Source organism: Actinomadura sp. 9N407, assembly GCF_044326315.1.
Taxonomy (GTDB): domain Bacteria; phylum Actinomycetota; class Actinomycetes; order Streptosporangiales; family Streptosporangiaceae; genus Spirillospora.
The window spans coordinates 50712-74292 of record NZ_JBIRAW010000010.1 but is presented as its reverse complement, the minus strand read 5'-3'; the positions used below and the strand labels follow the sequence as shown (position 1 = coordinate 74292).

Below are 23581 nucleotides of genomic sequence, written 5' to 3'. Positions count from 1 at the left end.
TTCAGCCGACAAAAGCGCGAACCTCCGGCGCGAATCGGTGTCTAACCTTCTGCGGGCACCGAGGCCACTCTGGTGCCCGGCGCAGCACACCCCGCGAGATCGTCAGCGCAGCCACCGCGACGGAGAGGGTGACGGACCGCGTGATGTTTCAGATCTTGGGACCGCTGCGGGCGGAGGGACGGCACGGCGGGCAGGTCGACCTCGGCGGCACCAGGGCACGGCTCGTCCTGGCCGCGCTGCTGCTGGAGCCGGACCGTGTCGTGTCGGTCGACCGCCTGGTGGAGGCCGTCTGGGACGAGCGCCCGCCCGCGTCGGCCCGTACGCAGATCGCCATCGCCGTGTCCGGCCTGCGGCGGGCGTTCCGGGACGCGGGCTGCGCGCATCAGGTGATCGAGACCGTACGGCCGGGTTACCGGATCCCCTCCCACGCCGGGTCCCTGGACGCCCGTACGGCCGAAGAGCAGGTCGTACGGGCCCGCCGCGCCGCGAAAGTCGGGCACATGAGGGAGGCCGCCGAGCTCTTCCACGGCGTGCTGGCGCTCTGGCACGGGCCCGTTCTCGCGGGCCTGGACCGGACGCTCATCGCGGCGGGCGCGCTGCGCTGGGAGGAGCTGTGGCTGACCGTCACCGAGGAGGCAGCGGAGGTGGACCTGGCTCTCGGCCGCCATCACGAGCTCATCGGCGCGCTCATCGAGCCGGTCGCCGCGCATCCGTTCCGGGAACGGATGCGTGCCCTGTTGATGACGGCCCTGGTACGGGCCGGCCGGCAGGGCGAGGCGATCGGCGCCTACCGCGACGGCCGCCGCATCCTCGCGGAGGAACTCGGCGTGGAACCGGGACACGAGCTGCGGGAGCTGTACGAGGCCATCCTGCGCGACGATCCCGCGATGTACGTACGGGCGGTGTCCCCGACCCCGCCGAAGCCGGCCACGTCAACGCAGCGCTCGTCGCCTGGAAGCCTGCGCAGCCGAACGTGTACCGGTGCCGTACCGGGCTCCCGCCGCCCGTACAGGCGGCGAGGGTCGGGCGGGCCCCGGCGCCCCGGCTGTCCCGGCTGCTGACGCGCTATCCGAGGGCTTGCATCACCGGGACGAACATGCGGGACGGGTCGCCGCTGATCGGCTCCCCGTACTCCATGACCGCCGTACTGAAGAGGGGTTCGAGTCCGCGTTCCACGGCCCACTCCCGCAGCTCGGGATGCCGGTGGTCGACGTCCAGCCGCACCTGCCCGGTCGTCCGGGCCAGGGATTCGACGAGGCCCAATGCCGTCGTGGCGTCCCGCGCGATGACCGGGCCGATGATGAGCTGGTCGCCGTTGTGCCACGCGCCGCCGAAGCCCGCGAGGCCACCCGGGCCCGAGTCGCGGACGGCGCGGAAGACCTCCGCGAAGTCCGGGAAGTGCTGGTAGAGCTCGGTACGGGGCGCGCCGAAGACCTCGGTGTCGAGGGCGAGGATCGCGGGCATGTCGACGGGCTCCACGCGGGGCGACTCGACGCGGGGCTCGGGTAGTTCGGACAACTCGCCCGTGTAGGCGGTGCACTGGCCGACCGTACGGAAGCCGAGCCGCTCGTACAGGACGCGCCCGTAGTCGGTGGCCGTCAGGCAGGCGCTCGCGGTGCCGCTGTTCTCCATCACGTGGCGCATCAACCGGCCGCCCATCCCGCGCCGCTCGTGGCGCTTGGCGACGAGGACCATGCTGATGGCGGAGACGTCCCGGCCGTACGGCGTGGACACGACCGTTCCGGCGAGGCCACCATGCTCGGGGTCGTCGATCCCGTACACGTCGCCGATGGCGAAGAGCAGCCGCCACTTGTTCTCTTCGCGTGCCCAGGACCTGTCCTGGGCAAGGTTCAAGCAGTCCGTCAGGTCGTCCTCGACTTTGAGGCGCCTGACCGGTACGTCGAGCATCCGCATCTATCCCTGTTCATCCGCGCGATCCGAGCCATCCGTGCCAGCCGAGCCGTCTGTGCCCTCAGCACCGTCCGAGCCGTTCCCGTACATCGTCTCGTGCTGCTGCCGTGGAGAGCAGACGGACGCGGACGGGCACGAGCAACGGCCCCCGCTGTTGAGGCGGACGCTGACGCTATCCGATGGGACGTTGCGTCCGACGACCTGGCCCGGGCCACTGGGAGTGTCCACGCGCGCGCCCAGTGCGGGCATCCGCTCGTGCGCCTTGACGTACAGCGGATGCTCGTACTTGAGGCAGCACATCAGGCGGCCGCAGGCACCGGCGATGCGCAGCGGGTTGACGGGCAGGTCCTGCTCCTTGGCCATCCGTACCGAGACCGGCTCGAAGTCCTTGAGAAACGTCGCGCAGCACAGGTCCCGCCCGCAGGGGCCGATGCCCCCTTGCAGGCGCGCCTCGTCGCGCGGGCCCACCTGGCGCAGCTCGACGCGGGCCTTGATGTTGCGGGCGAGGTCGCGGACGAGCGCGCGGAAGTCGACCCGGTGCGGTGCCGAAAAGTAGATCTTGAAGACGCCGTCGGTGTCGAGGTAGTCGACCCCGATCACCTTCATCGGCAGCTCGTGCTTGCGGATCAGCCGCTTGGCGATGGAGCGGCCCTCGGCCCGGCGCCGCCGGTTCTGCTCGTCCCGTTCCAGGAACTCGTCGGTCGCGGGGCCCTCGCACACCGGCAGGCCGTCGATGTCCTCGGAGACCCACTGCGGTGCCCAGACGCATTCGGCGACCTCGGGCCCGGAGTCGGTCGGGACGAGCACGCGGTCGCCGACGCGAGGGGAGTGCGAGCCGGGGTCCAGGTAGTACAGGCGTCCGTAGCGGGTGAAGCTGACGGCCATCACCATGCCCACGGTTTCGCTCCGTTCGCCCGGTTCGTGGGGCCACCCTACGTCGTTCCCCCGGACGATCGTCACCAGGCGGCGTCGAGAAGATCCTCTCCCGGTACGGACTGGGGACCCGAGCCGAACAGCGGCCCGTCGCTCCCGGCGGCCAGCAGATGCTCGCCGGAGTGGTCGAGATCCAGCCGCGACGGCGTGCCCGGCGCCTTGCGCGTCCACAGCACCTTGGCGGGACGGCCGGTGGCCGCCGCGTACGCCTGCATCGTGACCTGGCCGTTCTGGAAGACGGCCGACAGCACGCTGGCGCCGTCGCGGCTCAGCACCGCGGTCGTGGAGCCCGCCGGCAGTTTCAGCACCGGCTCGCTGACCTTCAGATCACCGGCGGCGGCGTTGGTGTCGAGGGTCCGGACCTGGTGAACGGTCTTCCCCGCGGCCTTCTTCACCGGCGTGTAGACGAACGACAGCGTCGTACCGGCCCAGGACAGGTTGCCGACACGGGCCGGGATCGCGGACGTCCAGGCCTTGTGGCCGCCGCCCTTGGCGGACACGACGTCCACCTTGCTGCCGCCACCGCGCTGGTACGTCACGTACGCGATCTGCTCGCCCTTCGGGCCGACGGCCAGGTCCGACCATGCGGTCGAGACACCGGTGACGGTGGCCTCCGGCAGCGCCTCAAGTGCTTCGGGACTGCCGTCCTTCTTCAACTCGAGCCGCTGGAAGGTGACCTGCTTGCCCGCGCCGGTGGCCACGATGTACGAGCGTTCGCCCGCCGCCGCCACGCGCTGGAAGCGCTGGCCCTGAGGAGCCGCCACGGGGAGGCCGACATCGTGTCCCGTACGGACGTCCCGGACGACCAGGGCGGTGCCCTTCGTGCGGACGCCGACCACGAAGCGCGGGCCGGTCTCATCGTTCTTGGCGGCCGCCGTAGCGGACCGTTCCTTTTTGCCGGACTTCTGGTGCTGGTGGACGACGTCCACGGCGCCACCGATCGCCAGCGCCGCGCATGAGGCGATGGCGATGGGGACGAGGCCTCGTACGGCCTTGCCGACCTTCTTTTCCGAGGCAGGACCCGGTTCCTTGTGCTTGCCGTCCATAGGGGTTACGCCGCACCCGCCCTTTCTCGTCCGGCCCCGTTCAATGCCCCGTGCTGGCTCAGTGCCCGTGCTGGCTCAGTGACTCGTCGTTTCTATCTCATCTTCCCTGCGACAAACAGCCATGATTGCGGAGTTACCAAGTCGAAGTGAACCAGATCCCCGAACCGGTCCCGAGCCGGTACCCGGATCAGCGGGCCACCGCGAGCGCCGCCCGGGCGGCCTCGACCGTCCGTGCCCGGTAACCCCCGCCGAACAGTGCCACATGCACCAGTAACGGGTGCAGCTGGTGCAGCGGTACGCGTTCCCGCCAGCCGTCCGCGAGGGCCAGGGCTTCATCGTAGGCGGCGACGATCCGATCCAGTGACGGAGCGCCGAAAAGCGCCAGCATGGCCAGGTCGGTCTCCCGGTGCCCGCCGTGCGCCGCCGGGTCGATGAGAACGCCCCTCCCGCCCGTCCACAGGACGTTCCCGGACCACAGATCGCCATGGATGCGGCTCGGCGGCTCCGGCGGTCCCGCCAGGGCATCGATCTCCTCGATGACCCGCTCGACCAGCCGTACCCCGTCCCGGCCGAGGGTACGTGAACCGCGCCGCAGGAACGGCACCAGGCGCCGCTCCGCGTACCAGCCCGCCCACTCGCCCTCCACCTGCGTGTTGTCGAGCGGCAGATCGGCGATGAAGCCGTCCCAGGGCGCTCCGTACGCGGCGGGCGGCGAGGACGAGTGCAGCACCGCGAGCTCGCGCCCGAGCCGTTCGGCCGCCTCCGGGGTGGGCGCGCCGGGCGGCAGCCACGGCAGGATCAGCAGCTGGTCGTCGGCCGCTAGGACCTCCGGTACGGGCGGTTCCGGCCCGCCTCCCTCGGCCAGCCAGCGCAGCCCGGCCGCCTCCGCCGCGAACACGCCACCGCCGCCACTGCCGCCGTCCGCGCCGGACGCGGCCTTCACGAAGATCTCGCGGCCGCCGGCGAGGGCCGCGCGGTGCAGCGTCCAGGAGTGGCTGGAACCGAGGTCGGAGATCGACTCGACCTCCGCGCCGCCGCCGACCAGCCGCGCGATCCGTTCCGGAGCCGGGCGCGGCACGGCTCAGCCCGCCTTGAGCGCCGCGCGGATCTCGTCGAGCAGGCCCGGCATGGCCGCCTCGACCAGCTCCAGCACATGATCGAAGTCGGCGCGGTCGCCGTAGTACGGGTCGGGAACGTCCAGGTCACCCGGGTCGGCCGCAGGATCGAACTCGCGCAGCAGCCGGATCTTCCGCCGCGCCCCCTCGTCCGGTGCCATCGCGCGCAGCGCCCGGGCGTGTCCCTTGTCCAGCGCGATGACCAGGTCGTACGCGCCGAACCTGGCGGCCTCGAACTGCCGCGCGATGTGCGCCGACCGGTATCCGGCGCGCATGAGGGCCTGCACCGTACGGGAGTCGGCGTCGTCCCCCACATGCCAGTTGCCCGTACCGGAGCTGTCCACCTCGACGTCCAGCCCCTCCTCGTCCACATGGTGGCGAAGGACCCACTCGGCCATCGGAGAGCGGCAGATGTTGCCCGTGCAGACGAACGTGACGCGGTACGACATGACTCCATCCTGCCCGACTCATCAAAAGCGCTGTGGCCCCCGGCCGGAGATCCGGACCGGGAGCCACACCACTGCTAGCGAACGTGTACCAGCGTGACCGTGCTCAACGCCGTACGGCGCTCAGCGCGTCGATGATGCCGTCACCGAAGAACCCGTTGCGGGACTTGGACCCCTCGCACGTCTGCGTGGAGGTGTACTTGACCCACTTGCCGTCCTCCAGCCGGTACCAGACGTACTCGACCGTGTTCGGGCTCGGGCACGCCTTGGCGTTGGCCGTGCGGCGCAGGATCTGCTCCGAGACCCGCGCGTCCAGCGTCAGGCCGCCGGTCGCGCGGTCCTTCTTGCCGTACTTGCTGACGATCAGGGCGACGACACCGGCCGCGTGCGGCGAGGCCATCGAGGTGCCCTGGATCGACTGGTAGTACGCGCAGGTCCCGCCCTTGCAGTCGCGCAGCACGCGGGCGGTGTTGGGCGTGCCGTCCGGGTTGAGCTCGCCGCGCTCGCGGGCGATCGACTCGGGGTAGGCGGCCCAGATGCCGCGCCGGTCGTCCGGCTTGCCGTCGGGCGTGTCGACCTTGTCGCCGCCGGGGGCCGCCACCGCGACGTACCCGTTGCCGTGGCTGGAGTAGAACGCCTTGCGGGTGCTGATGCCGGTCGAGGAGACCGGAATCACGTTCTCACCCTCGGACGGCATCGAGATGCAGCTCGCCGGGACGGTCCGCTCGTACGGTGCCTCGCCCGGCTCCGACGCGAAGTCGGGGCTGGAGGAGTCCTGGTTGGTCTTGGTGTAGTCGATCTGCTCGTTGCCCGCCGCCGCGACCAGCGCGACGCCGCGCTTGTGCGCGAAGTCGAGCGCGCGCTGCGTGGCCTCGATGATGACCCGCTGTTCCGCCTGGTCGGCGGGCGAGTCAGCCGGGTTCGTCGCGCAGTTGAACAGCCACGGGTCGATGTAGTAGCTCATGTTGACCACATCGACGCCGTTCTTGGCGGCGTACGTCAGCCCGTCCACGGTCGGCTGCAGGAAGAAGTAGCCCGAGTCCTGGCCGACCCGCAGGTTGACGAGCGACACGTTCGGCGCGACACCGGCCATGCCCAGCCCGTTGCGGGGCGAGGCGATGGTGGAGGCCACATGCGTCCCGTGCTCGTTCTCGTCCACGTTGTTGGGGTCGTTACAGGACTTGTCCGGCTCGTCCTCGCACGGCCCGTCCACCGGCTCGCCGTTGGCGTCGGCGGGGATGTCGACGGTGAAGTTGCGGCTCAGCTTCTGGTTGAAGTTGGGCTTGATGTCGGGGTGATCACCGTCCACACCGGTGTCCATGACGCCGACCAGCACGCGGCGGTCGCCCGGCTCCACCCGGTACGAGCCCCTGGCGGTCGCGTTGATCTGCTTCATGTCCCACTGGACGCCGGCCAGCGGCTCCTCGCCCCGGCCCGGCTTCTTCACCTGGACGGGACCCTGCGTACCGGCCTCGGCCTCGACGCCCTTGCCGGCGGGAGCGCCGGGGGTCTTGGGAGCCTTGCCGATCACGCGGTTGGACGCGGCGCCGTCGAGCGCGCCCTGCCGTCCGGCGAGCGCCGCGAACCGCGCGTTCGACGATGTGACCGTGGCCACGCCCACATCGGTGTTCTCGCGAACGATCGTGCCTCCGGCCGCCTTCACGGCGGCCCGGGCCTGGTCGAGGGAAGCGCCGTCCTTGTAGAGGACGACGTACTCCGAGGCCTTGCCCGGTTCACGGGCCTGGCTCGGTGCTGCCGCAGCGGGGAGCGCGAGTGCCGTCGTGGTGACGACGGCACAAGCGGCCGCGGCTGTGATGATGGCGCGCCGCAATGCACACCTCCTGGTTTGGGGGGATGGGCCCGTTTTATGGACCCAGCCAGGAGACGCTACGCGTGTTGATGTTGAGAGATGTGTACGGATAAGTAACAAAAAGAAAGACCCACTGTTGGCAAGATCACCTTCCTTGCCTCATGAGGTGCGCAGTGCCAGCGTCAGGGCCTCCACGGCCAGCAGCGGATTCACGTTCGCCCCGAGCCGTTCCCGGCAGTCCATGATCGCGTCCAGCCGGAGCAGGGTGGCCTCCGCCGACCCCTGGGCCGCCGCCGTCCGCAGCTCGGCCCCCAGCTCCGTGTTGACCAGTTCCGACCCCGCACCCAGTTGCAGCGTCAGCACGTCCCGGTAGTACGAGGCGAGGTCGAGCAGCGCCCGATCGAGCGAGTCCCGCGTCACCCGGGTCGCCCGCGACTTCTGCCGCGCCTCCAGATCCTTCAGCACCCCGGCCGTACCGCGCGGCATCCGTCCCTTGGCGCTCTCCCCGAGCGCCTGCCGCATCGCGCCGGTCTCCGACTCGTTCAGCTCATCGGCCATCGCCTTGGCCTCCGCCTTGGCCGCCTCCACCAGAGCGTCCGCGGCCATCACCGCGGGCCCCACCCCGGTCAGCCGGCGCGGAATCGCCATCACCTCGGCCCGCCGACGCCGCGCATCCGGATCCGAGGCCAGCCGCCGCGCCCGGCTGATGTGCCCCTGCGCGGCCCGCGCCACGGTCTCCGCCGTCTCCGCGTCCACCCCGTCCCGCAGCACCAGCGCCTCGGCCACGGCCGCCACCGGCGGCGTCCGCAACGTGACCAGCCGGCACCGCGACCGGATGGTCACCAGCAGATCCTCCGGCGACGGCGTACAGAGCAACCACACCGTCCGCGGCGGCGGCTCCTCGATCGCCTTCAGCAACGCGTTCGCGGCCCCCTCGGTCGCACGGTCCGCGTCCTCGAACAGCACGATCTGCCAGCGCCCGCCACTCGGCGCCGACGACGCGCGCAGCACCAGCGCCCGCGTCTCCTTCACCCCGTACGACAGCCCCGCCGGCCGGACGATCTCAAGATCGGCATGCGTGCCCTGGAGCACCTGATGGCAGGACGGGCAGTGCCCGCACCCACGCGGACTCTCCTGGCACTGCAGCGCCGCGGCGAAAGCCCGCGCCGCCGCCGAACGCCCCGCCCCGGGCGGCCCGGTGAACAACCAGGCATGCGCCATCTTGCCGTCGGTATCGACAGCAGAACGCAACTGCCCGGTCACAGGCCCCTGCCCCACCAGGTCATCCCACACACTCATGGGCCAAAGGCTACGCCGTCCCACCCACCCCCGTTGACTCGTGGCGTGTTCGCCCCAGGAAGGCCCACGAACAGGCGAACACGCCACGAGTCAACCGAAGGATCGGGCCTCAGCGCCCGCTCGCCGCCGAGCGGAGGCGAAGGCCATGAGCACGGACTCAGTCTCGAATGGCGGGGAAGGTGCTGGTGACGTCTTCGGTGCCGGCGGGGATGGGGTCGGGGAGGATCTCGCGGATGCGGTACTGGATCTCGCGGGTGATCTCGGCGTGCGGGCGGCTCGCGTCCAGGACCAGGTAGCGGTCGGGGTCGGCGTCGGCGAGGGCGCGGAAGCCCTGCCGGACACGCTCGTGGAACTCGTGCGGCTCGGACTCGATCCGGTCGGCCGGGGACACCAGGCGGCCGAGGCCGGTGTCCGGGGGGACCTCCAGCAGGACGGTCAGGTCGGGGAGCAGCCCGCCGATGGCCCAGCCGTTGACCCGGGCGATCTCCGAGACGTCCTGCTCGCGGCCGAAGCCCTGGTAGGCCAGCGAGGAGTCGACGTACCGGTCGCTGACGACGATCGAGCCGCGGTCCAGTGCGGGGCGGATGACGTTGGCGACGTGGTCGGCGCGGTCGGCGGCGTACAGCAGCGTCTCGGCGCGGGGTGACAGGCCGGTGGTCTCGCGGTCCAGCAGCATCGCGCGGAGCCGCATCCCGATCTTGGTGGCGCCGGGCTCGTGGGTGGCGATCACGTCGTAGCCGTGGTCGCGCAGCCAGATCGCGGCCAGCCGGGCCTGGGTGGTCTTGCCGGCGCCCTCGCCGCCCTCGAACGCGATGAACACGCCGCGGTTGCGGATCACCGCCGGGCCTGCCTTGGCCTGCTCCGGCGGTACGTAGGTGTGCCCGGCCAGCGCGGCGGATAGGTCGGCCGCCAGCGGGATCCCGCGCCGGTCGTCCAGCTTCCGGTACGCGACCAGCGCGGCGGGCAGCGACAGCACCGCGATGATCAGCAGTGCCACGCCCGGGCCGCCGATCGTGTACGCGGCGTCGCCGAGCGATAGCCGGTGGTCGCCGATCAGGCCGGCCAGCAGCGGTACGGCGGCGACCGCGATCAGCCCGGTGACCAGGGCCAGCGAGCGCAGGACCGCGAACGTGCGGGCGCGGTCGTCCGGCTGGTCGCCGGCCAGCCGTACGCCGACCGACCAGGCGACACCGGCGGCCAGGCCGAGGAACGCCGTGAGGAAGACCACGACGACGAGGTTCTGGACGAGGGCCACCAGTACGAGCGCCAGCGCGGTGGTGATCGTCGCCAGGCCCGTCACGCGGCGGCGGCTGAGGGGTGTCAGGAGGCGGGGGCCGAGGAAGAGCCCGAGGGCCGTTCCGGTCGCCAGCCCGGCCAGCACCGATCCGTAGCCAGCGTCCCCGCCGCCCAGGTCGCGCGCGTACAGGCGGGCCACCGCGAACACGGCGGCGGCGGTCAGCGCGATGATGACGCCGGCGAGACCGAGACCCCGTACGGGACCGGCCGCGTGCGCGCCCGCGACGGGGCGGTCGCCGGTACGGCGTTGCCCGCGGAAGACGAGTTGCAGCGGCGATGGTCCGGCCGGGGTGGCGGGTACCTCGCCCACGGCGAACGTCGCGCCGGCCGCGGCCAGGAAGACGACCGCCGTCACGTACAGCGGCAGGTCGGCCCGCTCGGCCACTCCGAACGCGGCGCCCGCGATCAGTGCCAGAACGGCGAACAGCACCGCCGCGACCGGGGCCGAGCCGTACGCGCCGCGCAGGGCGGAACGGCGGGCGTCCTCGCCGTACTCCTCGGGGACCAGCGCGGGCAGCGCCGCGCCCATCGCCGGGATCCAGAGCGCGGTCGCGCAACCCACCAGGAACGCGGCGGCGAGCGTCCACGGCAGCGCGCCCACCAGCGGGACCGACAAGATCAGCGCGAACCGCAGCACATCGGCCGCGATCATCACCAGCCGCCGGTCGAGCCGGGCGGCCAGCGCCCCGGCCGCCGGGCCCAGCAGTACGGCGGGCAACGCCATCAACGCCAGCACGCCGGCGATCGCCTGCGCCCGGGCCGGCAGCGCCTGATCGCGCGTGACCGTACCGGCCAGCGCGGCCAGCGCCGGGACACTCAGCCAGTGGCCCAGGCTGGACAGCCAGAGCGCGATCCACAGCCGGCGGAACGGCTTGATCGCCGAGACGCTCGGCTGTGGATCGACCACGTGCGGTGACCGGGTGGCGCCCGTTCTGTTCATGTCGGTCAGGGTATCGGCGCCGTTGTCCTTAGGAGCCGGACTTTGCGGAGGATCGACGCTTCGGGGCCGGCTTCGCCGCCGTCTTGGGCTTGGCCGCTGGCTTCTTGCGCGCGCCACCGCCCGCGGCCACCTTCTCACGGCGTTCGGCCAGCAGTTCGGCGGCACGCTGGATCGTCACCGACTCGACCTCGTCACCCTTGCGCAGGCTGGCATTGGTCTCACCGTCGGTGACGTACGGGCCGAACCGGCCCTCCTTCACCACCACCGGCTTGCCGCTGGCCGGATCGTCGCCCAGCTCGCGCAGCGGCGGCGCGGCCGCGGCACGGCCCCGTCCCCGCTGCTTGGGCTGCGCGAACAGCTCCTTGGCCTGCTCCAGCGTGACCGTGAACAGCTCGTCCTCGGAACCGAGCGAGCGGCTGTCGGTGCCCTTCTTCAGGTACGGCCCGAACCGGCCGTTCTGCGCGGTCACCGGCTCGCCGTCCAGCTCGCCCACCGGGCGCGGCAGCGACAGCAGCTTCAGCGCGTCCTCGAGCGTGATCGTGTCGAGCGACATCGACTTGAACAGCGAGCTCGTGCGCGGCTTGGCGGTGTCCTTCTTGGTACGCCGCTTGGGCGCCGGCTTGCCGTCCTTGCCCTCCGCGGGCGGCTCGGGCTCGGGCAGGACCTCGGTCACGTACGGGCCGAACCGCCCGGACTTGGCCACGATCGCGTGCCCGGTACCGGGGTCGATGCCCAGCTCGCGGTCGCCGCTCGGCTGCGCGAACAGCTCCTCGGCCTTTTCGGCGTCCAGCTCGTCGGGCGCCATGTCCTCGGGGATGTTGACCCGGTCGCCGTCGCGGTCGAGGTACGGCCCGTACCGTCCGACGCGCACCATGATGTCGGTGCCCGCGATCGGGAACGAGCTGATCCCCTTGGCGTCGATGTCGCCGATGTCGCTGACCAGTTCCTTGAGCCCGCCCCCGTTGCCGTTGGCACCGAAGTAGAACCGGTCCAGCCAGCGCACCCGCTCGGCCTCACCGCGGGCGATCTCGTCGAGACCGTCCTCCATGTGCGCGGTGAAGTCGTAGTCGACCAGGTTGCCGAAGTGCTGCTCCAGCAGGTTGATCACGGCGAACGCCAGGAAGGACGGCACCAGCGCCGTGCCCTTCTTGAACACGTAGCCGCGATCGATGATCGTGCCGAGGATCGAGGCGTACGTCGACGGCCGCCCGATCTCCCGCTCCTCCAGCTCCTTGACCAGGCTGGCCTCGGTGTAGCGGGCCGGCGGGCGGGTCGAGTGGCCCTCCGCCTGGATCGAGTGCGCCGACAGCCCGTCGCCCTCGGCCAGGTTCGGCAGCCGCCGCTCCTGGTCGTCACGGTCGGTGGACGGGTCGTCCGCGCTCTCCACGTACGCCTTGAGGAACCCGTGGAAGGTGATCGTCTTGCCGGTCGCGCCGAACTCGGCGACCTCGCCGGCCGTGGACGTCCCGGTCACCCGCACCGAGACCGACTGGCCCTCGGCGTCCTTCATCTGGCTGGCGATCGTGCGCTTCCAGATCAGCTCGTACAGCCGGAACTGGTCGCCCGACAGGCGCGTCTCGCCGGGCGTACGGAACGACTCGCCCGCCGGGCGGATCGCCTCGTGCGCCTCCTGCGCGTTCTTGACCTTGCTGGCCCACACCCGCGGCTTGTCCGGGATGTACTGCGCGCCGAACAGCGTCGTCGCCTGCTGCCGGGCCGCGGTGATCGCGGTCGCGGACAGCGTGGTCGAGTCGGTACGCATGTAGGTGATGAAGCCGTTCTCGTACAGCTTCTGCGCCACCGACATCGCGTACTTGGCCGAGAAGCCCAGCTTGCGGCTGGCCTCCTGCTGCATCGTCGTCGTACGGAACGGCGGGTAGGGCTTGCGCGAGTAGGGCTTGCGCTCGACCGACTTGACCTCGTACGGCTGTTCGGCGAGCCGCTCGGCCAGCCCGCGGGCGGCGTCCTCGTTCAGATGCAGGACGTCGCGGGCCTTCATCGTGCCGTCGGAGGCGAAATCGCGCCCCTGAGCGACCCGCTTGCCGTCGACGGACACCAGGCCGGCCTTGAACAGGCTCGGCTCCTCGGCGGTGCCCTTGCCGGTGTCGAACTCGCCCTGGATGTCCCAGTAGTGGGCCGGAACGAACACGATCCGGTCCCGCTCCCGCTCCACGACCAGGCGCGTCGCCACGGACTGCACCCGTCCCGCGGACAGGCCCGGCATGACCTTCTTCCACAGCACCGGGCTGACCTCGTACCCGTACAGGCGGTCGAGGATGCGGCGGGTCTCCTGGGCGTTGACCAGCTGCATGTCGAGCGTGCGCGGGTTGGCCGCGGCGGCCCTGATGGCGTCCTTGGTGATCTCGTTGAAGACCATCCGGTGCACCGGCACCTTGGGCTTGAGCACCTCCTGGAGATGCCAGGCGATCGCCTCGCCCTCGCGGTCCTCGTCCGTCGCGAGCAGCAGCTCGTCGGCCTCCGCGAGCAGCTTCTTGAGCTTGGTGACCTGCTGCTTCTTGTCGGCGTTGACGACATAGATCGGCTCGAAGCCGTGGTCGACGTTCACGCCGAGCTTGGCCCAGGCCTCGCCCTTGTACTTGGCCGGTACCTCCGAAGCCCGGGGAAGATCCCGGATGTGGCCGATACTGGACTCGACGACATAGCCGCCGCCCAGGTAACCGGCGATCGTCTTCGCCTTGGCCGGCGACTCCACGATCACCAGGCGGGTCACGTTGGACCCGTCCCGGCCACTCTTCGCAGTGCCGTTCTTGGCTGGCACAGTCGCTCCAACCTCGCTGTCTGGTCTTCTTGCTCGGGCTAGCTAACAACGCTGCAAGACGCCGTTTTCATGCCCGAAAGTTCCCACCGCCGCCTGTTGATCACTGCGCAGTGCGGGCCACACGTCTCACCGCGACGAACCTCCGACAGGATGACACGTCGCCACCGGGGGTGCGGACCAAGGTCTCTCCCGGAGGCACCCCCAGGGTCTCCCCCGGTGAGCCCTGCCCCGTCATAATGGTCGGCGATGGTGGAGTACACCTACCTCGTATTGCGACTGCCGCGCGGCACCACCCGTGACACCGCCCGGCGGGTCCTGACCGAGCACGCCGAACGCGGCGGCTGGGAGATCGATCGGTTGCGCCTCTACCCCGACGGCAGCCGCCGAATCCAGCTCCGCCGCAAGATCATCCGCCAGGTCCGAACGTTCTGACCGAACCCGCCCGGATGGTAGCACTCCGCACCAAGCCGAGCACGACAGGTGACGTCCGCGGCTTCACCCCAACCGCCGCAGCAGCGCCAGCACCCCTGCCACGAGCCCCAACGCCCAAACGGCGCCTTCTCGTACACCCTGCCCGATTCCAGCCGGAACCTGCACATCACCGCGTACATTTCGGGCGGGAACGTACCGTTCAAGAGCCACGTTCGGCTCGACGGCCGGGTGGCCCGAGGCCGGAAGACCGCCGCCCGCCGCCGGCACCTGGGACGCGGCAGGAGATTGGGAAGTGGCCGGGATCTGCCAATCGGCCGGGAGCCGGGAAATCTTCGCGGCGCCGCCGTCCGCCCTCGCGACGGAGCGTTCCCGCGGCACCGCGCCCGGCCGCTGCAGCGTGACCGGGATCTCATCGATTCCGGTTGCCGACGGGGCTCCAGAGTCGGTGCCGTCACCCGGACCGGTGCCCGCGATCACTCTGCGCAACGCCTCGGGGGCGGCCGGGAGTCCGCCACCGCCCGTGGCGTCGTTGATCAGAAATGCCTTGGTCACCCTGGGCATCCGCCGGCCGGCGCCGTCCTCGCACACCGGCTCGGGGTGACCGGTCACCGCGGCGGCGTTGCCGCAGATGGACGCCGGTGCCCGTGCGGGCACACCGGCCTGATTGCCGCTGCCCAGGCTCGAATCTCCAGAAGTGCGGGGCCCCGGCTCGCCCCCGGCGATCGCGGTGCCATCACAGGCGGTGGCGCCGTGATGGGGAGCGGTGACGATGTTGCCGCAGAGCGTGGACGGGGCGTTCGAGGGCGCGTTCGCCTGGTTTCCGGACCCGATCCCACCCGTACCCGACGTGCGCGGGCCCCCAGACGCACCGCGCACATGTGCCCCGCCATCGCAGAACGCGCCCGCCTCGCCGAGGATCGCCGCAGCGTCACCGCAAGCCGAGGCCGGCGCCGAGACGGGCGTGTTGGCCTGGTTGCCACCCAGGACGCGGGAGTCGCCGTCGCTGGTCTGGCCGCCGTTCCGTACGGTGGCGCCGCCGTCGCAGTCGGCCACCGCATGGCCCGCGCCGTTGCCGCAGAGACTGATCGGGGCGCTCACCGGCGCGTTGGCCTGGTTGCCACTGCCCAGGCCCGAATCCCCGGACGTCGACTGGCCGCCGCCGTCGTTCCCGACCTCGGCACCGCCCGTACAGGAAGCGACCGTCCTGCCGAGGATCGCGACCGAGTTACCGCAGATGTTCACCGGCACGGAAACGGGAGCGTTCACCTGATTTCCGGCGACGGCTCCGTTCCGGCCGGTGGTGACACCACCGCTACCGTCCTGGACGGACGCGCCGCTCCCGCAGCCCGCTTCGGCCGCACCGAAGATCGCGACGGCATTTCCGCAGGCGTTGACGGGCGCCGAGACGGGCGCGTTCACCTGGTTCCCGGAGGCGATGCCGTGCTTGCCAGAGGTCCTCGGACCACTCCGGTCGGGGACGGACGTTCCGCGCGGGCAGTCGGCATCGGCCGTACCGAAAATCGCGACGGTGCCGCCGCAGGCGTTGACCGGTGCAGACACCGGCGCGTCGACCTGATTTCCGGAGCCGGCGCTCTCCACGCTGGAGGACGCGGCTCTCCCGCCCGAGTCGGCCGAGGCACCGGGCGGGATCACAGTGACACCAAGGGCGACGAAACCGGCGGTGAACACCGCCGCACGAGCGGTGATTCGAGCCCACGTTCGCATGATGCTCCGTTGGGGGGATGAGGGGTGGTTGGGAGGCGGCCGCGGCGCCGATCCTCGGCAGGCCTGACGAGCCGTCGGCGGACGGGCGTGCTCGTCCTCCGCGGGGCGCTCGGAGCGCTCAGCCGAAGCGGCCGTACGGCGGCGACGACCCGTCCAGAAGAAGGCCTGTCCGCGACCGGACGGGGACCGTCCGTATCCACGTAGCGCCGTCCGTCACCGGTGTCCCGTCCCATCGGCCGCCGAACCCCAAGAGCGAGTCAAGCGCCCGTACGGAAAGTGACCGTAGCACCACTCAGGGCTATACAGGGACCCTTTTCGGGGAAAAACTAAGCGTGGTCGAGGAAATGGTCGAGAACCTTGACACCGAAACGCAGGCCGTCGACCGGAACCCGCTCGTCGATGCCATGGAACATTCCGGAAAAGTCCAGATCCGGGGGCAGTCTCAGCGGCGCGAATCCGTAGCAGCGCATCCCCAGCCGCGCGAACGCCTTGGCGTCCGTACCGCCGCTCAGGCAGTACGGAACGGGCAGGGCGCCCGGATCCTGCGAGATCAGCGCGGCCTCCATGGCCGCGACCAGGGCACCCTCGTACTCCGTCTCGATGGCATCGTCATGGTGGACGAATGCACGCTGAACGTCCGGTCCGAGCAATTCGTCCACGGTCGCGAAGAATTCATCCTGATGCCCCGGAAGGAACCGTCCATCCACCTGAGCCGTCGCCAGCTGCGGAATGACATTCGTCTTATATCCGGCATCCAGCCGGGTCGGATTCAGCGTGTTCCGGAGCGTCGCCCCGATCATCCGCGCCATCGGCCCGATCTCCGCGAGGCACGCCTCCGGCCGCTCCGGATCGAACTCCACCCCGTACGCCATGCAGGCCCGTTCCAGGAACGCCCGAACGGTCTTGGTCAGCCGGATCGGGAACTCGTGCGACCCCAGCCGCCCCACCGCCGCCGCCAGAGCCGTCACCGCGTTGTCCGGATGCACCATCGACCCGTGCCCCGCGGTGCCCTTGGCCGTCAGCTCCATCCAGCCGATGCCCTTCTCGGCCGTCTCGATCAGATACATCCGCCGATCCCCGGGCACCGTCAGGCTGAACCCCCCGACCTCCCCCACGGCCTCCGTACAGCCCTCGAAAAGCTCGGGGTGCTCCCGTACAAGCCACTGGGCCCCCCACTTGCCACCGGCCTCCTCATCGGCCAGGAAGGCCAGCACCACGTCCCGCGGCGGCTTGCGCCCCTCCCGCATCCGCTGCCGCACGACCGCCAGGATCATCGCGTCCATGTCCTTCATGTCCACGGCCCCGCGACCCCAGACGCACCCATCGGCGATCTCCCCGCCGAACGGGTCGTGCGTCCAGTCCTCCTTCTGCGCCGGCACCACGTCCAGATGCCCATGCAGCAGCAGCGCGTCCCGCGACGGATCCTCCCCCTCGATCCGGGCGACCAGGCTGGTCCGCTTGGGGTGCGACTCGAAAACCCGCGCCTCCACCCCCACCTCCGCCAGCTTCCCCGCCACATACTCGGCCGCCACCCGCTCCCCGGGACCCGAATGGTCCCCCGGGTTGCTGGTATCGATCCGGATCAGCTCCTGGCAGAGCTGGACGACCTCGTCCACGATGATCACCTTCGCGCCGACGCTGCGTACCCCACCATCGTGCCCCTCCGGCGACGTCGCCGCGACTCCGGACCTTTGGTAGGGTGAAGCCCGCCGCAACGCACTGCGGCATGTCCGGGTGGCGGAATAGGCAGACGCGCTAGCTTGAGGTGCTAGTGCCCTTTACGGGGCATGGGGGTTCAAGTCCCCCCTCGGACACATCACGGCGAAGTGGGACAGGCAGGCGCCTGTCCCACTTTGCTTTCGTCCTCTGTGGCGTCGGCGGCCTGGACCGCCTGCCGGCGTCGTCGCCCGGCCGCGACCGTTGATCTCGTGCATGAAGGTTTCCGCGTAGCCGTCTGCAGCGACCAAGGGTGCGTTCACTCCCCGGTCACAGTGGCGGTTCGGTCACTCTGCGCTCGCCCCTGCCAGTATGAACACGACCGCGATCAACGGTATGAGTACAAGCCCAGAGCCGCTGATCACGTACGTCAGGATGAGGCCGGGCCATTTCTGCGGCGCGGCGCCGAGTGCGCCCTGCATGAAGGTGGCCAGGGGTGCGCGGTATTCGAGATGCACCTGCGCGCCCGGCTGCAGCGGTACGGATGCCCCGGCACGCCCGATCTCGGGCGGCAAGAGGTAGGGAATGTGTATCCCCAGCTGATAGTGGCCCGGCGGAAGCACCAGCGCATTGGGGCCCCAATTTGCAGGGACGCGCTGCCCGTTCAGCGTGACCACGGGTGTCCACAAGCGGTAGATGAACGCCAGCGGATGGTACTTGATGTCGATCACCAGTTGGCCTTGCCCCGCAGCGGTTTGGCCCGCCCACTGATACTGGCCCGGCTGCCCGTACCAGCCTGGCGACGGTTGCTGCGGGGATTCCCAGGGTTGATTCATGCCCCCCCTTTTGCGGCGTTACCGGCCAAGCTATCCCAGAAGGACCGGACGCAAGGGACCGTCTGACGGTGGTGCCTGACGACGGCCCCACCGGACGGCTGACCGGCTCGGCCGCGCCGGGGGGCTTCCCGTTGCATCGTCGCCCCTGGCGAGCCGGTGCCCTGCTGGGCGCACCGGCTCGTCAAGGTCATCGGTGCTCAGGCGAGGGCCTCCTGGCCGTCGCTCACCACGAACTCGCCGACGCCGGTGCTGCCGAACCCGTCCTGGCGCAGGGTCAGGGAGACCGCGCCCGCGCCTCCGGTCAGCACTTGCGATTCGGTGATCCGGTAGGTCGCGGGGACGGAGCCGTCCGCGAACAGGCGCTTGCCGTCCCCGACGATCACGGGGAACTGGAGCAGGCGGTAGATGTCGATGAGTCCGGCGTCGTGCAGCGTGCGCACCAGCTGCCAGCTGCCGTGCACTTGGAGTTCACCGCCGGGCAGTTCCTTGAGCCGGCGCACCTGCTCGAGGACGTCGCCGCGCAGGACCGTGGTGTCGCCCCAGGCGGTGTCGGCGTCGGACAGGGTGTTGCTGGCGACGTACTTCTTCGACCCGTTGAGAGCGGTCGCGACGGGGTTGTCGGGCTCGGTCACCTGCGGCCAGTAGGAGCGCATCATCTCGAAGGTGGTGCGTCCCAGCAGGATCGCGTCGGCCTTCTCGAACCACGTGCCCATGGGGTCGAGCTGACCGGCCTCGCTGTGCGGTACGAGCCAGCCCCCGCGCTCGAAGCCGTTGCTGTCGTCCTCCTTGGCCCCGCCCGGCCCCTGCATGACGCCGTCGAGGCTGACGAAGGTGTGAACGCTGAGTTCCATGAGAGTTCCCTGGTGAGATCGTTGAGCGTGAATGCCGTGGAGCAACCGGGATCAGCATGGAGCGCGACGAGGATGGGCAACAACCGGCAATAACGAAACGGACCCTTTAGTCACGTTCAACGATGGAGGTACGCGCTCGAAGCTGGAACGCGAGCCGCTCAGGCCGTGAGAGCGCGCGGCCTGCAGCAGCGGCGTGTTCGCGTGACGACCGCCGATGGCCAGGGTCTTTCCATTGAACATGGCTGGTCATCATGCTGGCCGGGCCCACTGGACGCCATGGTGAACCCCGTGGCCGAGTTCGCTTGATCCGGCTGCGGCTATTTCCCGGGGGTCAGGGAGATGACGGCCTTGGATCCGTCGGAGGCGACCACTTTGAGGTTGAGTTGCTGGTCGGCGGTCGGTCCGGCCCACGATCCCGAGTAGGGGGGTTCGATGAACTTCAGCTGCCCGCTGCCACCGTCGGGATAGGTGTAACGCCACGTGGAGTCGGCGGGATCGAAGGAGAAGGTCTTGAATCCGAAGCGGGCATCGAGCGGTATCGTCATCCGCTTGGTGACGAGGACCTCGCAGTTCCCGTCGCGGCAGGCGCGCACGCTCGTCCCGTCCGCGGCCTGAGGGAATCCCGGTGTCTGCGGAGCCTGTACGGGGGTACGGCTGGGCGCGGCACTTGATGCTTGAGCCGGGGGTGACTCGCCGGATGCGCCGCAACCGGCGCAAGCCAGCGCCAGGGTCAGCCCGGCGAAAGTGAGGGTCCGCGCGCCGTTCGGCATTATCGCCATTTTCATAGACGGACAGTGTCGCATCCGCTACACGGCGCTGAGTGGCTTTTGCGCGGCCCAATGGGCACGGGTCAACGCCGATGGAGCCTGGCCTGGCCGCCGCCGATCACCACGACGTCGGCCAGGCCGGAGGCGCCGGTGAGGTCATGGCGTGCCGGTACCCGCGCCTTGCGCCGGGGACGGGACCATCCGGCGGCGCAGCCAGAGCGCCACGTACACCAGGGCCACCAGCACCGGTACCTCGATGAGGGGGCCGACGACCCCGGCGAGGGCCTGGCCGGAGGTGACGCCCCACATGCCGACGGAGACCGCGATGGCGAGCTCGAAGTTGTTGCCGGAGGCGGTGAACGCCACGGTGGCGGTGCGCTCGTAATTGAGGCCCGCGCGGCGTGACAGCCAGAACGAGATCGTCCACATGAGCGCGAAGTAGGCCAGCAGCGGCAGGGCGATGCGGGCGACGTTCAGCGGCTCGCTGGTGATGGTCTCGCCCTGGAGGGCGAACATGACCACGATCGTGAACAGCAGGCCGTACAGGGCGATGGGGCCGATCTTGGGCAGGAACCTGTTCTCGTACGCCTCGACACCGGCCTTGGCGATCCCGATCCGCCGGGTGAGGTAGCCGGCGACCAGCGGGATGCCCAGGAAGATCAGGACGGCCTTGGTGATGCTCCAGATCGAGAAGTCCACGTCCTGGGTCTCCAGGCCGAGCCAGCCGGGCAGGATCTTCAGGTAGAACGCGCCGAGCAGGGCGTAGGCGGCGATCTGGAAGACGGAGTTGACCGCGACCAGCAGGGCGGCGGCCTGCCTGTCACCGCCGGCCAGATCGTTCCAGATCAGCACCATGGCGATGCAGCGGGCCAGGCCGATGACGATGAGCCCGGTCCGGAACGCGGGCTGGTCGGGCAGGAAGATCCAGGCCAGCGCGAACATCAGCGCCGGGCCGATCACCCAGTTGAGCAGCAGCGACAGCCACATCAGGCGCCGGTCGCGGGCGAGGTGGCCGATCTCCTCGTACCGGACCTTGGCCAGCACCGGGTACATCATCAGGAGCAGGCCGGCGGCGATCGGCAGCGACGTCCCGCCGATCTTGACCGCGTCCAGCCCGTCCTGGACCTGGGGGATCCACCGGCCGAGGCCGAGGCCGAGCGCCATCGCCGCGATGATCCACACCGGCAGGAACCGGTCGAGGGTCGACATGCGGGCCAGCACGGGCGCCGCCGCGGGATCGTCCCGGGCGGCCTCCGGTGCGGTGTCGCTCTGCGTCACGGACAGGGCCTCTTTCTCTCGGTGGTGGCGGAGTCGCGGGCCGCGCGGGCCAGGTCGCCGAGGTGTACGGCCAGGTCCTCCAAGGGCTCTGGCCGCAGGCGGTAGTAGGTGAACCGGCCGCACGGCTCGGTGTCCACCAGCCCGGCCTCGCGCAGCACACGCAGGTGGTTGGAGATGTTGGTCTGCTTGGCGCCGGTCTCCTCGACCAGATGGCAGGTGCACAGCGCCTCGCGCGACAGCAGTTCGACGATGCGGGCCCGGAGCGGGTCGGCCAGCAGCCGAGTTACATCACTTCTGACTGACATCACCATGGGCTGATACGTTACCAGGCGTGTTTCCGCAGCACAAAGTACCGGTGGTGCCGCCGGGCTTGACGGCTTGGACGATCGCCGAGTGCAGGCCGTCCTCCGCGGGGCTGATCGGGACGATGCCGATCTCGGTGAACCCGGCCTGCTGGAGGAGCTGTCGATAACCGGCCGCGGTGAGTGTCCCGGCGACGCATCCGACGCGATGCTCGGCGGCCATCCGGCGAGGCTGGTCGCCGTCGCCGTCGTCATCGGCGATGACGTCGCTCACGCCCAGCCGGCCGCCCGGGCGCAGGACGCGGAACGCCTCGTTCAGTACGCGGGGCTTGTCGGCGGAGAGATTGATGACGCAGTTGGAGATGACGACATCGACCGCGGCGTCGGGCAGCGGAACGTCCTCGATGCGCCCGTACAGGAAGCGGACGTTGGTGACGCCCGCTTCGGCGGCGTTGGTACGGGCCAGTTCGAGCATGTCCTGGCTGGCGTCCAGGCCGTAGGCGATGCCGTCGGGGGCGACACGGCGGGCCGAGATGACCACGTCGATGCCGCCACCCGACCCCAGGTCCAGGACGATCTCGCCTTGGCGCAGTTCGGCGACGGCGGTGGGGTTGCCGCACCCGAGGCTGGCGCGCACCGCACCTTCGGGCAGGGTGCCGATGTCGTCGTAGCCGGCGGCGCCGAAGCATCCGGCGGTGGACGCGCCGGGCTCGCAATCGATGATCTGCAGGCCCTCGGACGCGGCGCGGGCCAGGGCACCGTACCGTTCGATGATCGCCGCCTGAGTCTGCGGCGGGGGCTGCTCTTGTGCTGGAGAGTCGGTTGCTCGAGAGTCGGTTGCTCGAGAGTCGGTTGCTCGAGAGTCGGTCACGGCGGTTCTCCTTCTGCGGAGTCGCAGGCGGGCGGTACGGGCGCGGGGTTGCCCATCACGACATCGGCGGCCGAGGGGAAGCAGCTCACGCAGGCGTCGTTGATCCGGTAGAACGCGGCGGTCCCGCGCCGTTCCACCAGCACGAACCGCACCTCGGCGAGGACCTTCAGATGGGCCGAGACGGTGGACTGGCCGACCTGGACCGCCTCGACGATCTCGCCGACGTTCATCGACCTCCCCTGGCGGGCCAGCAGCGACACGATCTGGATCCTGGTGGCATCGGCCAGGGCCTTGAACCAGGACGCGTACTCGGCGGCGGTGAGCCGATCCAGCGGCCCCTTGTCCCTATTCATCGTTCATCGACGATAAACGATGAATGGAGATGAGGGAAGACCCTGCCGCACCGAGCAACCTCCAGACGTATCAATCTCGACTGATGTCATCCGGCGCTGATATATTGGTGAGGTCGTTTCCGCAGGCCAAGTCCCGCATGAAGGTGATCGATGATGCCCGACAAGCCCAGCGTGCTGTTCGTCTGCGTGCACAACGCCGGCCGGTCGCAGATGGCCGCCGCCTATCTCACCCACCTGGCCGGAGACGCCGTCGAGGTCCGTTCGGCCGGATCCGAGCCCGCCGAGGCGGTGAACCCCGCCGTCGTGCAGGCCATGACGGAGGAGGGCATCGACATCTCCGCCGAGACGCCCAAGATCCTCACCATCGACGCCGTCAGGGCGTCCGACGTGGTCATCACCATGGGCTGCGGCGACACCTGCCCGGTCTTCCCCGGCAAGCGGTACCTGGACTGGACGCTCGAGGACCCCGCAGGCCAGGGCGTCGACTCCGTACGCCCGATCCGCGACGAGATCCGCAAGCGGATCGAGACCTTGATCAGCGAACTGAAGCCCTAGCGGCCTCTCGCGGCCGAGGGGCGGCGATGCCCCCGAGGTCATTGCGCCCACATGGACCGGTTCGCCGCCCTGGCCGCCGCGCCGCTGCCGCACGGAGAGGCGATCTGAGGTCCTGCAGTCGCGACCACAGGAACGCGGCGAAGAAGTTCTCCATAAAACCGATTGCTCCTGGGCGGTCCATCGTCTTCAATGGAGACAGACGACAGGGACACGAAAGAAAGGACGCACGAGCGTGATCAATCGGACCGGCCACGAACGCTGTGCGTCCTTGCGAAGCCCGCAAGGCTGCGACGCCACGCCCGAAGGCGCCTCTGGATAGGGTTTTCCAGCCTCCAGAGGCCGCCCCGGGGAGACGTCCCGGGGCGGCCTTTCACATGCGG

Annotated in this window: 21 protein-coding genes and 1 tRNA gene; 4 read left to right on the top strand and 18 right to left on the bottom strand. The window is 70.1% G+C overall.

All coding sequences use genetic code 11. The features are described from left to right. Nucleotides 1-143 precede the first annotated feature (143 nt). Nucleotides 144-1061, top strand: coding sequence for a BTAD domain-containing putative transcriptional regulator (locus ACH34Q_RS17775; RefSeq protein WP_395984277.1), 918 nt, complete (start codon nt 144-146; stop codon nt 1059-1061). A gap of 4 nt (nt 1062-1065) precedes the next feature. On the opposite strand, the gene ACH34Q_RS17770 is transcribed toward ACH34Q_RS17775, so the two are convergent. The 9 genes from ACH34Q_RS17770 to topA form a co-directional block, all read right to left on the bottom strand. Next, complete coding sequence (locus ACH34Q_RS17770) at nt 1066-1908, bottom strand: GNAT family N-acetyltransferase (RefSeq protein ID WP_395984061.1); 843 nt, start codon at nt 1906-1908, stop codon at nt 1066-1068. A gap of 6 nt (nt 1909-1914) precedes the next feature. Then, entirely contained in the window at nt 1915-2802 is an 888-nt protein-coding gene (locus ACH34Q_RS17765; RefSeq protein ID WP_395984276.1) for a stage 0 sporulation family protein, read from the bottom strand. A gap of 65 nt (nt 2803-2867) precedes the next feature. Then, nucleotides 2868-3890 carry a hypothetical protein gene (locus ACH34Q_RS17760; RefSeq protein ID WP_395984060.1) on the bottom strand — a complete coding sequence of 341 codons (1023 nt, stop codon included), beginning with the start codon at nt 3888-3890 and terminating at the stop codon, nt 2868-2870. Between the two features lie 187 nt (nt 3891-4077). Next, nucleotides 4078-4968, bottom strand: coding sequence for a fructosamine kinase family protein (locus tag ACH34Q_RS17755; protein ID WP_395984059.1), 891 nt, complete (start codon nt 4966-4968; stop codon nt 4078-4080). Between the two features lie 3 nt (nt 4969-4971). Beyond that, nucleotides 4972-5454, bottom strand: coding sequence for a low molecular weight protein-tyrosine-phosphatase (locus ACH34Q_RS17750; protein ID WP_395984058.1), 483 nt, complete (start codon nt 5452-5454; stop codon nt 4972-4974). A 103-nt stretch (nt 5455-5557) separates the two neighbouring features. Beyond that, on the bottom strand, nt 5558-7282 hold the full coding sequence (locus ACH34Q_RS17745) for a S8 family peptidase (RefSeq protein ID WP_395984057.1): 1725 nt from the start codon (nt 7280-7282) through the stop codon (nt 5558-5560). Between the two features lie 138 nt (nt 7283-7420). Then, nucleotides 7421-8560 (bottom strand): DNA polymerase III subunit delta', encoded by a 1140-nt coding sequence (locus ACH34Q_RS17740; RefSeq protein WP_395984056.1) that lies wholly within the window; start codon nt 8558-8560, stop codon nt 7421-7423. 157 nt (nt 8561-8717) lie between these two features. Further along, the gene (gene tmk, locus ACH34Q_RS17735) at nt 8718-10796 is read right to left on the bottom strand and encodes a dTMP kinase (RefSeq protein ID WP_395984055.1); all 2079 of its coding nucleotides are present in this window, start codon (nt 10794-10796) and stop codon (nt 8718-8720) included. Nucleotides 10797-10824: 28 nt separating this feature from the next. Further along, nucleotides 10825-13575, bottom strand: a complete 2751-nt coding sequence (gene topA, locus ACH34Q_RS17730) for a type I DNA topoisomerase (protein ID WP_395984054.1) — start codon at nt 13573-13575, stop codon at nt 10825-10827. Nucleotides 13576-13821: 246 nt separating this feature from the next. Between topA and ACH34Q_RS17725 the strand changes: the two genes are divergently transcribed. After that, the gene (locus tag ACH34Q_RS17725; protein ID WP_395984053.1) at nt 13822-14007 is read left to right on the top strand and encodes a DUF5703 family protein; all 186 of its coding nucleotides are present in this window, start codon (nt 13822-13824) and stop codon (nt 14005-14007) included. Between the two features lie 63 nt (nt 14008-14070). On the opposite strand, the gene ACH34Q_RS17720 is transcribed toward ACH34Q_RS17725, so the two are convergent. Both ACH34Q_RS17720 and ACH34Q_RS17715 read right to left on the bottom strand, forming a co-directional pair. Then, nucleotides 14071-15732: a chaplin family protein gene (locus ACH34Q_RS17720; RefSeq protein WP_395984052.1), complete on the bottom strand. Its 1662-nt coding sequence runs from the start codon at nt 15730-15732 to the stop codon at nt 14071-14073. A 326-nt stretch (nt 15733-16058) separates the two neighbouring features. Next, nucleotides 16059-17348 (bottom strand): M20/M25/M40 family metallo-hydrolase, encoded by a 1290-nt coding sequence (locus ACH34Q_RS17715; protein WP_395984051.1) that lies wholly within the window; start codon nt 17346-17348, stop codon nt 16059-16061. Between the two features lie 112 nt (nt 17349-17460). Here ACH34Q_RS17715 and ACH34Q_RS17710 point away from each other — a divergent pair. Beyond that, nucleotides 17461-17546, top strand: a tRNA-Leu gene (locus ACH34Q_RS17710). 189 nt (nt 17547-17735) lie between these two features. Here the strand turns inward: ACH34Q_RS17710 and ACH34Q_RS17705 are convergent. The 7 genes from ACH34Q_RS17705 to ACH34Q_RS17675 form a co-directional block, all read right to left on the bottom strand. Beyond that, nucleotides 17736-18119: a hypothetical protein gene (locus ACH34Q_RS17705; protein ID WP_395984050.1), complete on the bottom strand. Its 384-nt coding sequence runs from the start codon at nt 18117-18119 to the stop codon at nt 17736-17738. 302 nt (nt 18120-18421) lie between these two features. Next, nucleotides 18422-19075, bottom strand: coding sequence for a dihydrofolate reductase family protein (locus tag ACH34Q_RS17700; protein ID WP_395984049.1), 654 nt, complete (start codon nt 19073-19075; stop codon nt 18422-18424). Nucleotides 19076-19392: 317 nt separating this feature from the next. Continuing rightward, complete coding sequence (locus ACH34Q_RS17695) at nt 19393-19860, bottom strand: hypothetical protein (protein ID WP_395984048.1); 468 nt, start codon at nt 19858-19860, stop codon at nt 19393-19395. A 138-nt stretch (nt 19861-19998) separates the two neighbouring features. Continuing rightward, nucleotides 19999-21051 (bottom strand): ACR3 family arsenite efflux transporter, encoded by a 1053-nt coding sequence (gene arsB / locus ACH34Q_RS17690; protein WP_395984275.1) that lies wholly within the window; start codon nt 21049-21051, stop codon nt 19999-20001. A gap of 65 nt (nt 21052-21116) precedes the next feature. Next, nucleotides 21117-21431 (bottom strand): ArsR/SmtB family transcription factor, encoded by a 315-nt coding sequence (locus ACH34Q_RS17685; RefSeq protein ID WP_395984047.1) that lies wholly within the window; start codon nt 21429-21431, stop codon nt 21117-21119. Then, nucleotides 21409-22293, bottom strand: coding sequence for a methyltransferase domain-containing protein (locus tag ACH34Q_RS17680; RefSeq protein ID WP_395984046.1), 885 nt, complete (start codon nt 22291-22293; stop codon nt 21409-21411). The genes ACH34Q_RS17685 and ACH34Q_RS17680 overlap by 23 nt, the downstream gene beginning before the upstream one ends. Continuing rightward, nucleotides 22290-22646 (bottom strand): ArsR/SmtB family transcription factor, encoded by a 357-nt coding sequence (locus ACH34Q_RS17675; RefSeq protein WP_395984045.1) that lies wholly within the window; start codon nt 22644-22646, stop codon nt 22290-22292. The genes ACH34Q_RS17680 and ACH34Q_RS17675 overlap by 4 nt, the downstream gene beginning before the upstream one ends. A 153-nt stretch (nt 22647-22799) precedes the next feature. Between ACH34Q_RS17675 and ACH34Q_RS17670 the strand changes: the two genes are divergently transcribed. Then, entirely contained in the window at nt 22800-23201 is a 402-nt protein-coding gene (locus tag ACH34Q_RS17670; RefSeq protein ID WP_395984274.1) for an arsenate reductase ArsC, read from the top strand. Nucleotides 23202-23581: the final 380 nt, after the last annotated feature.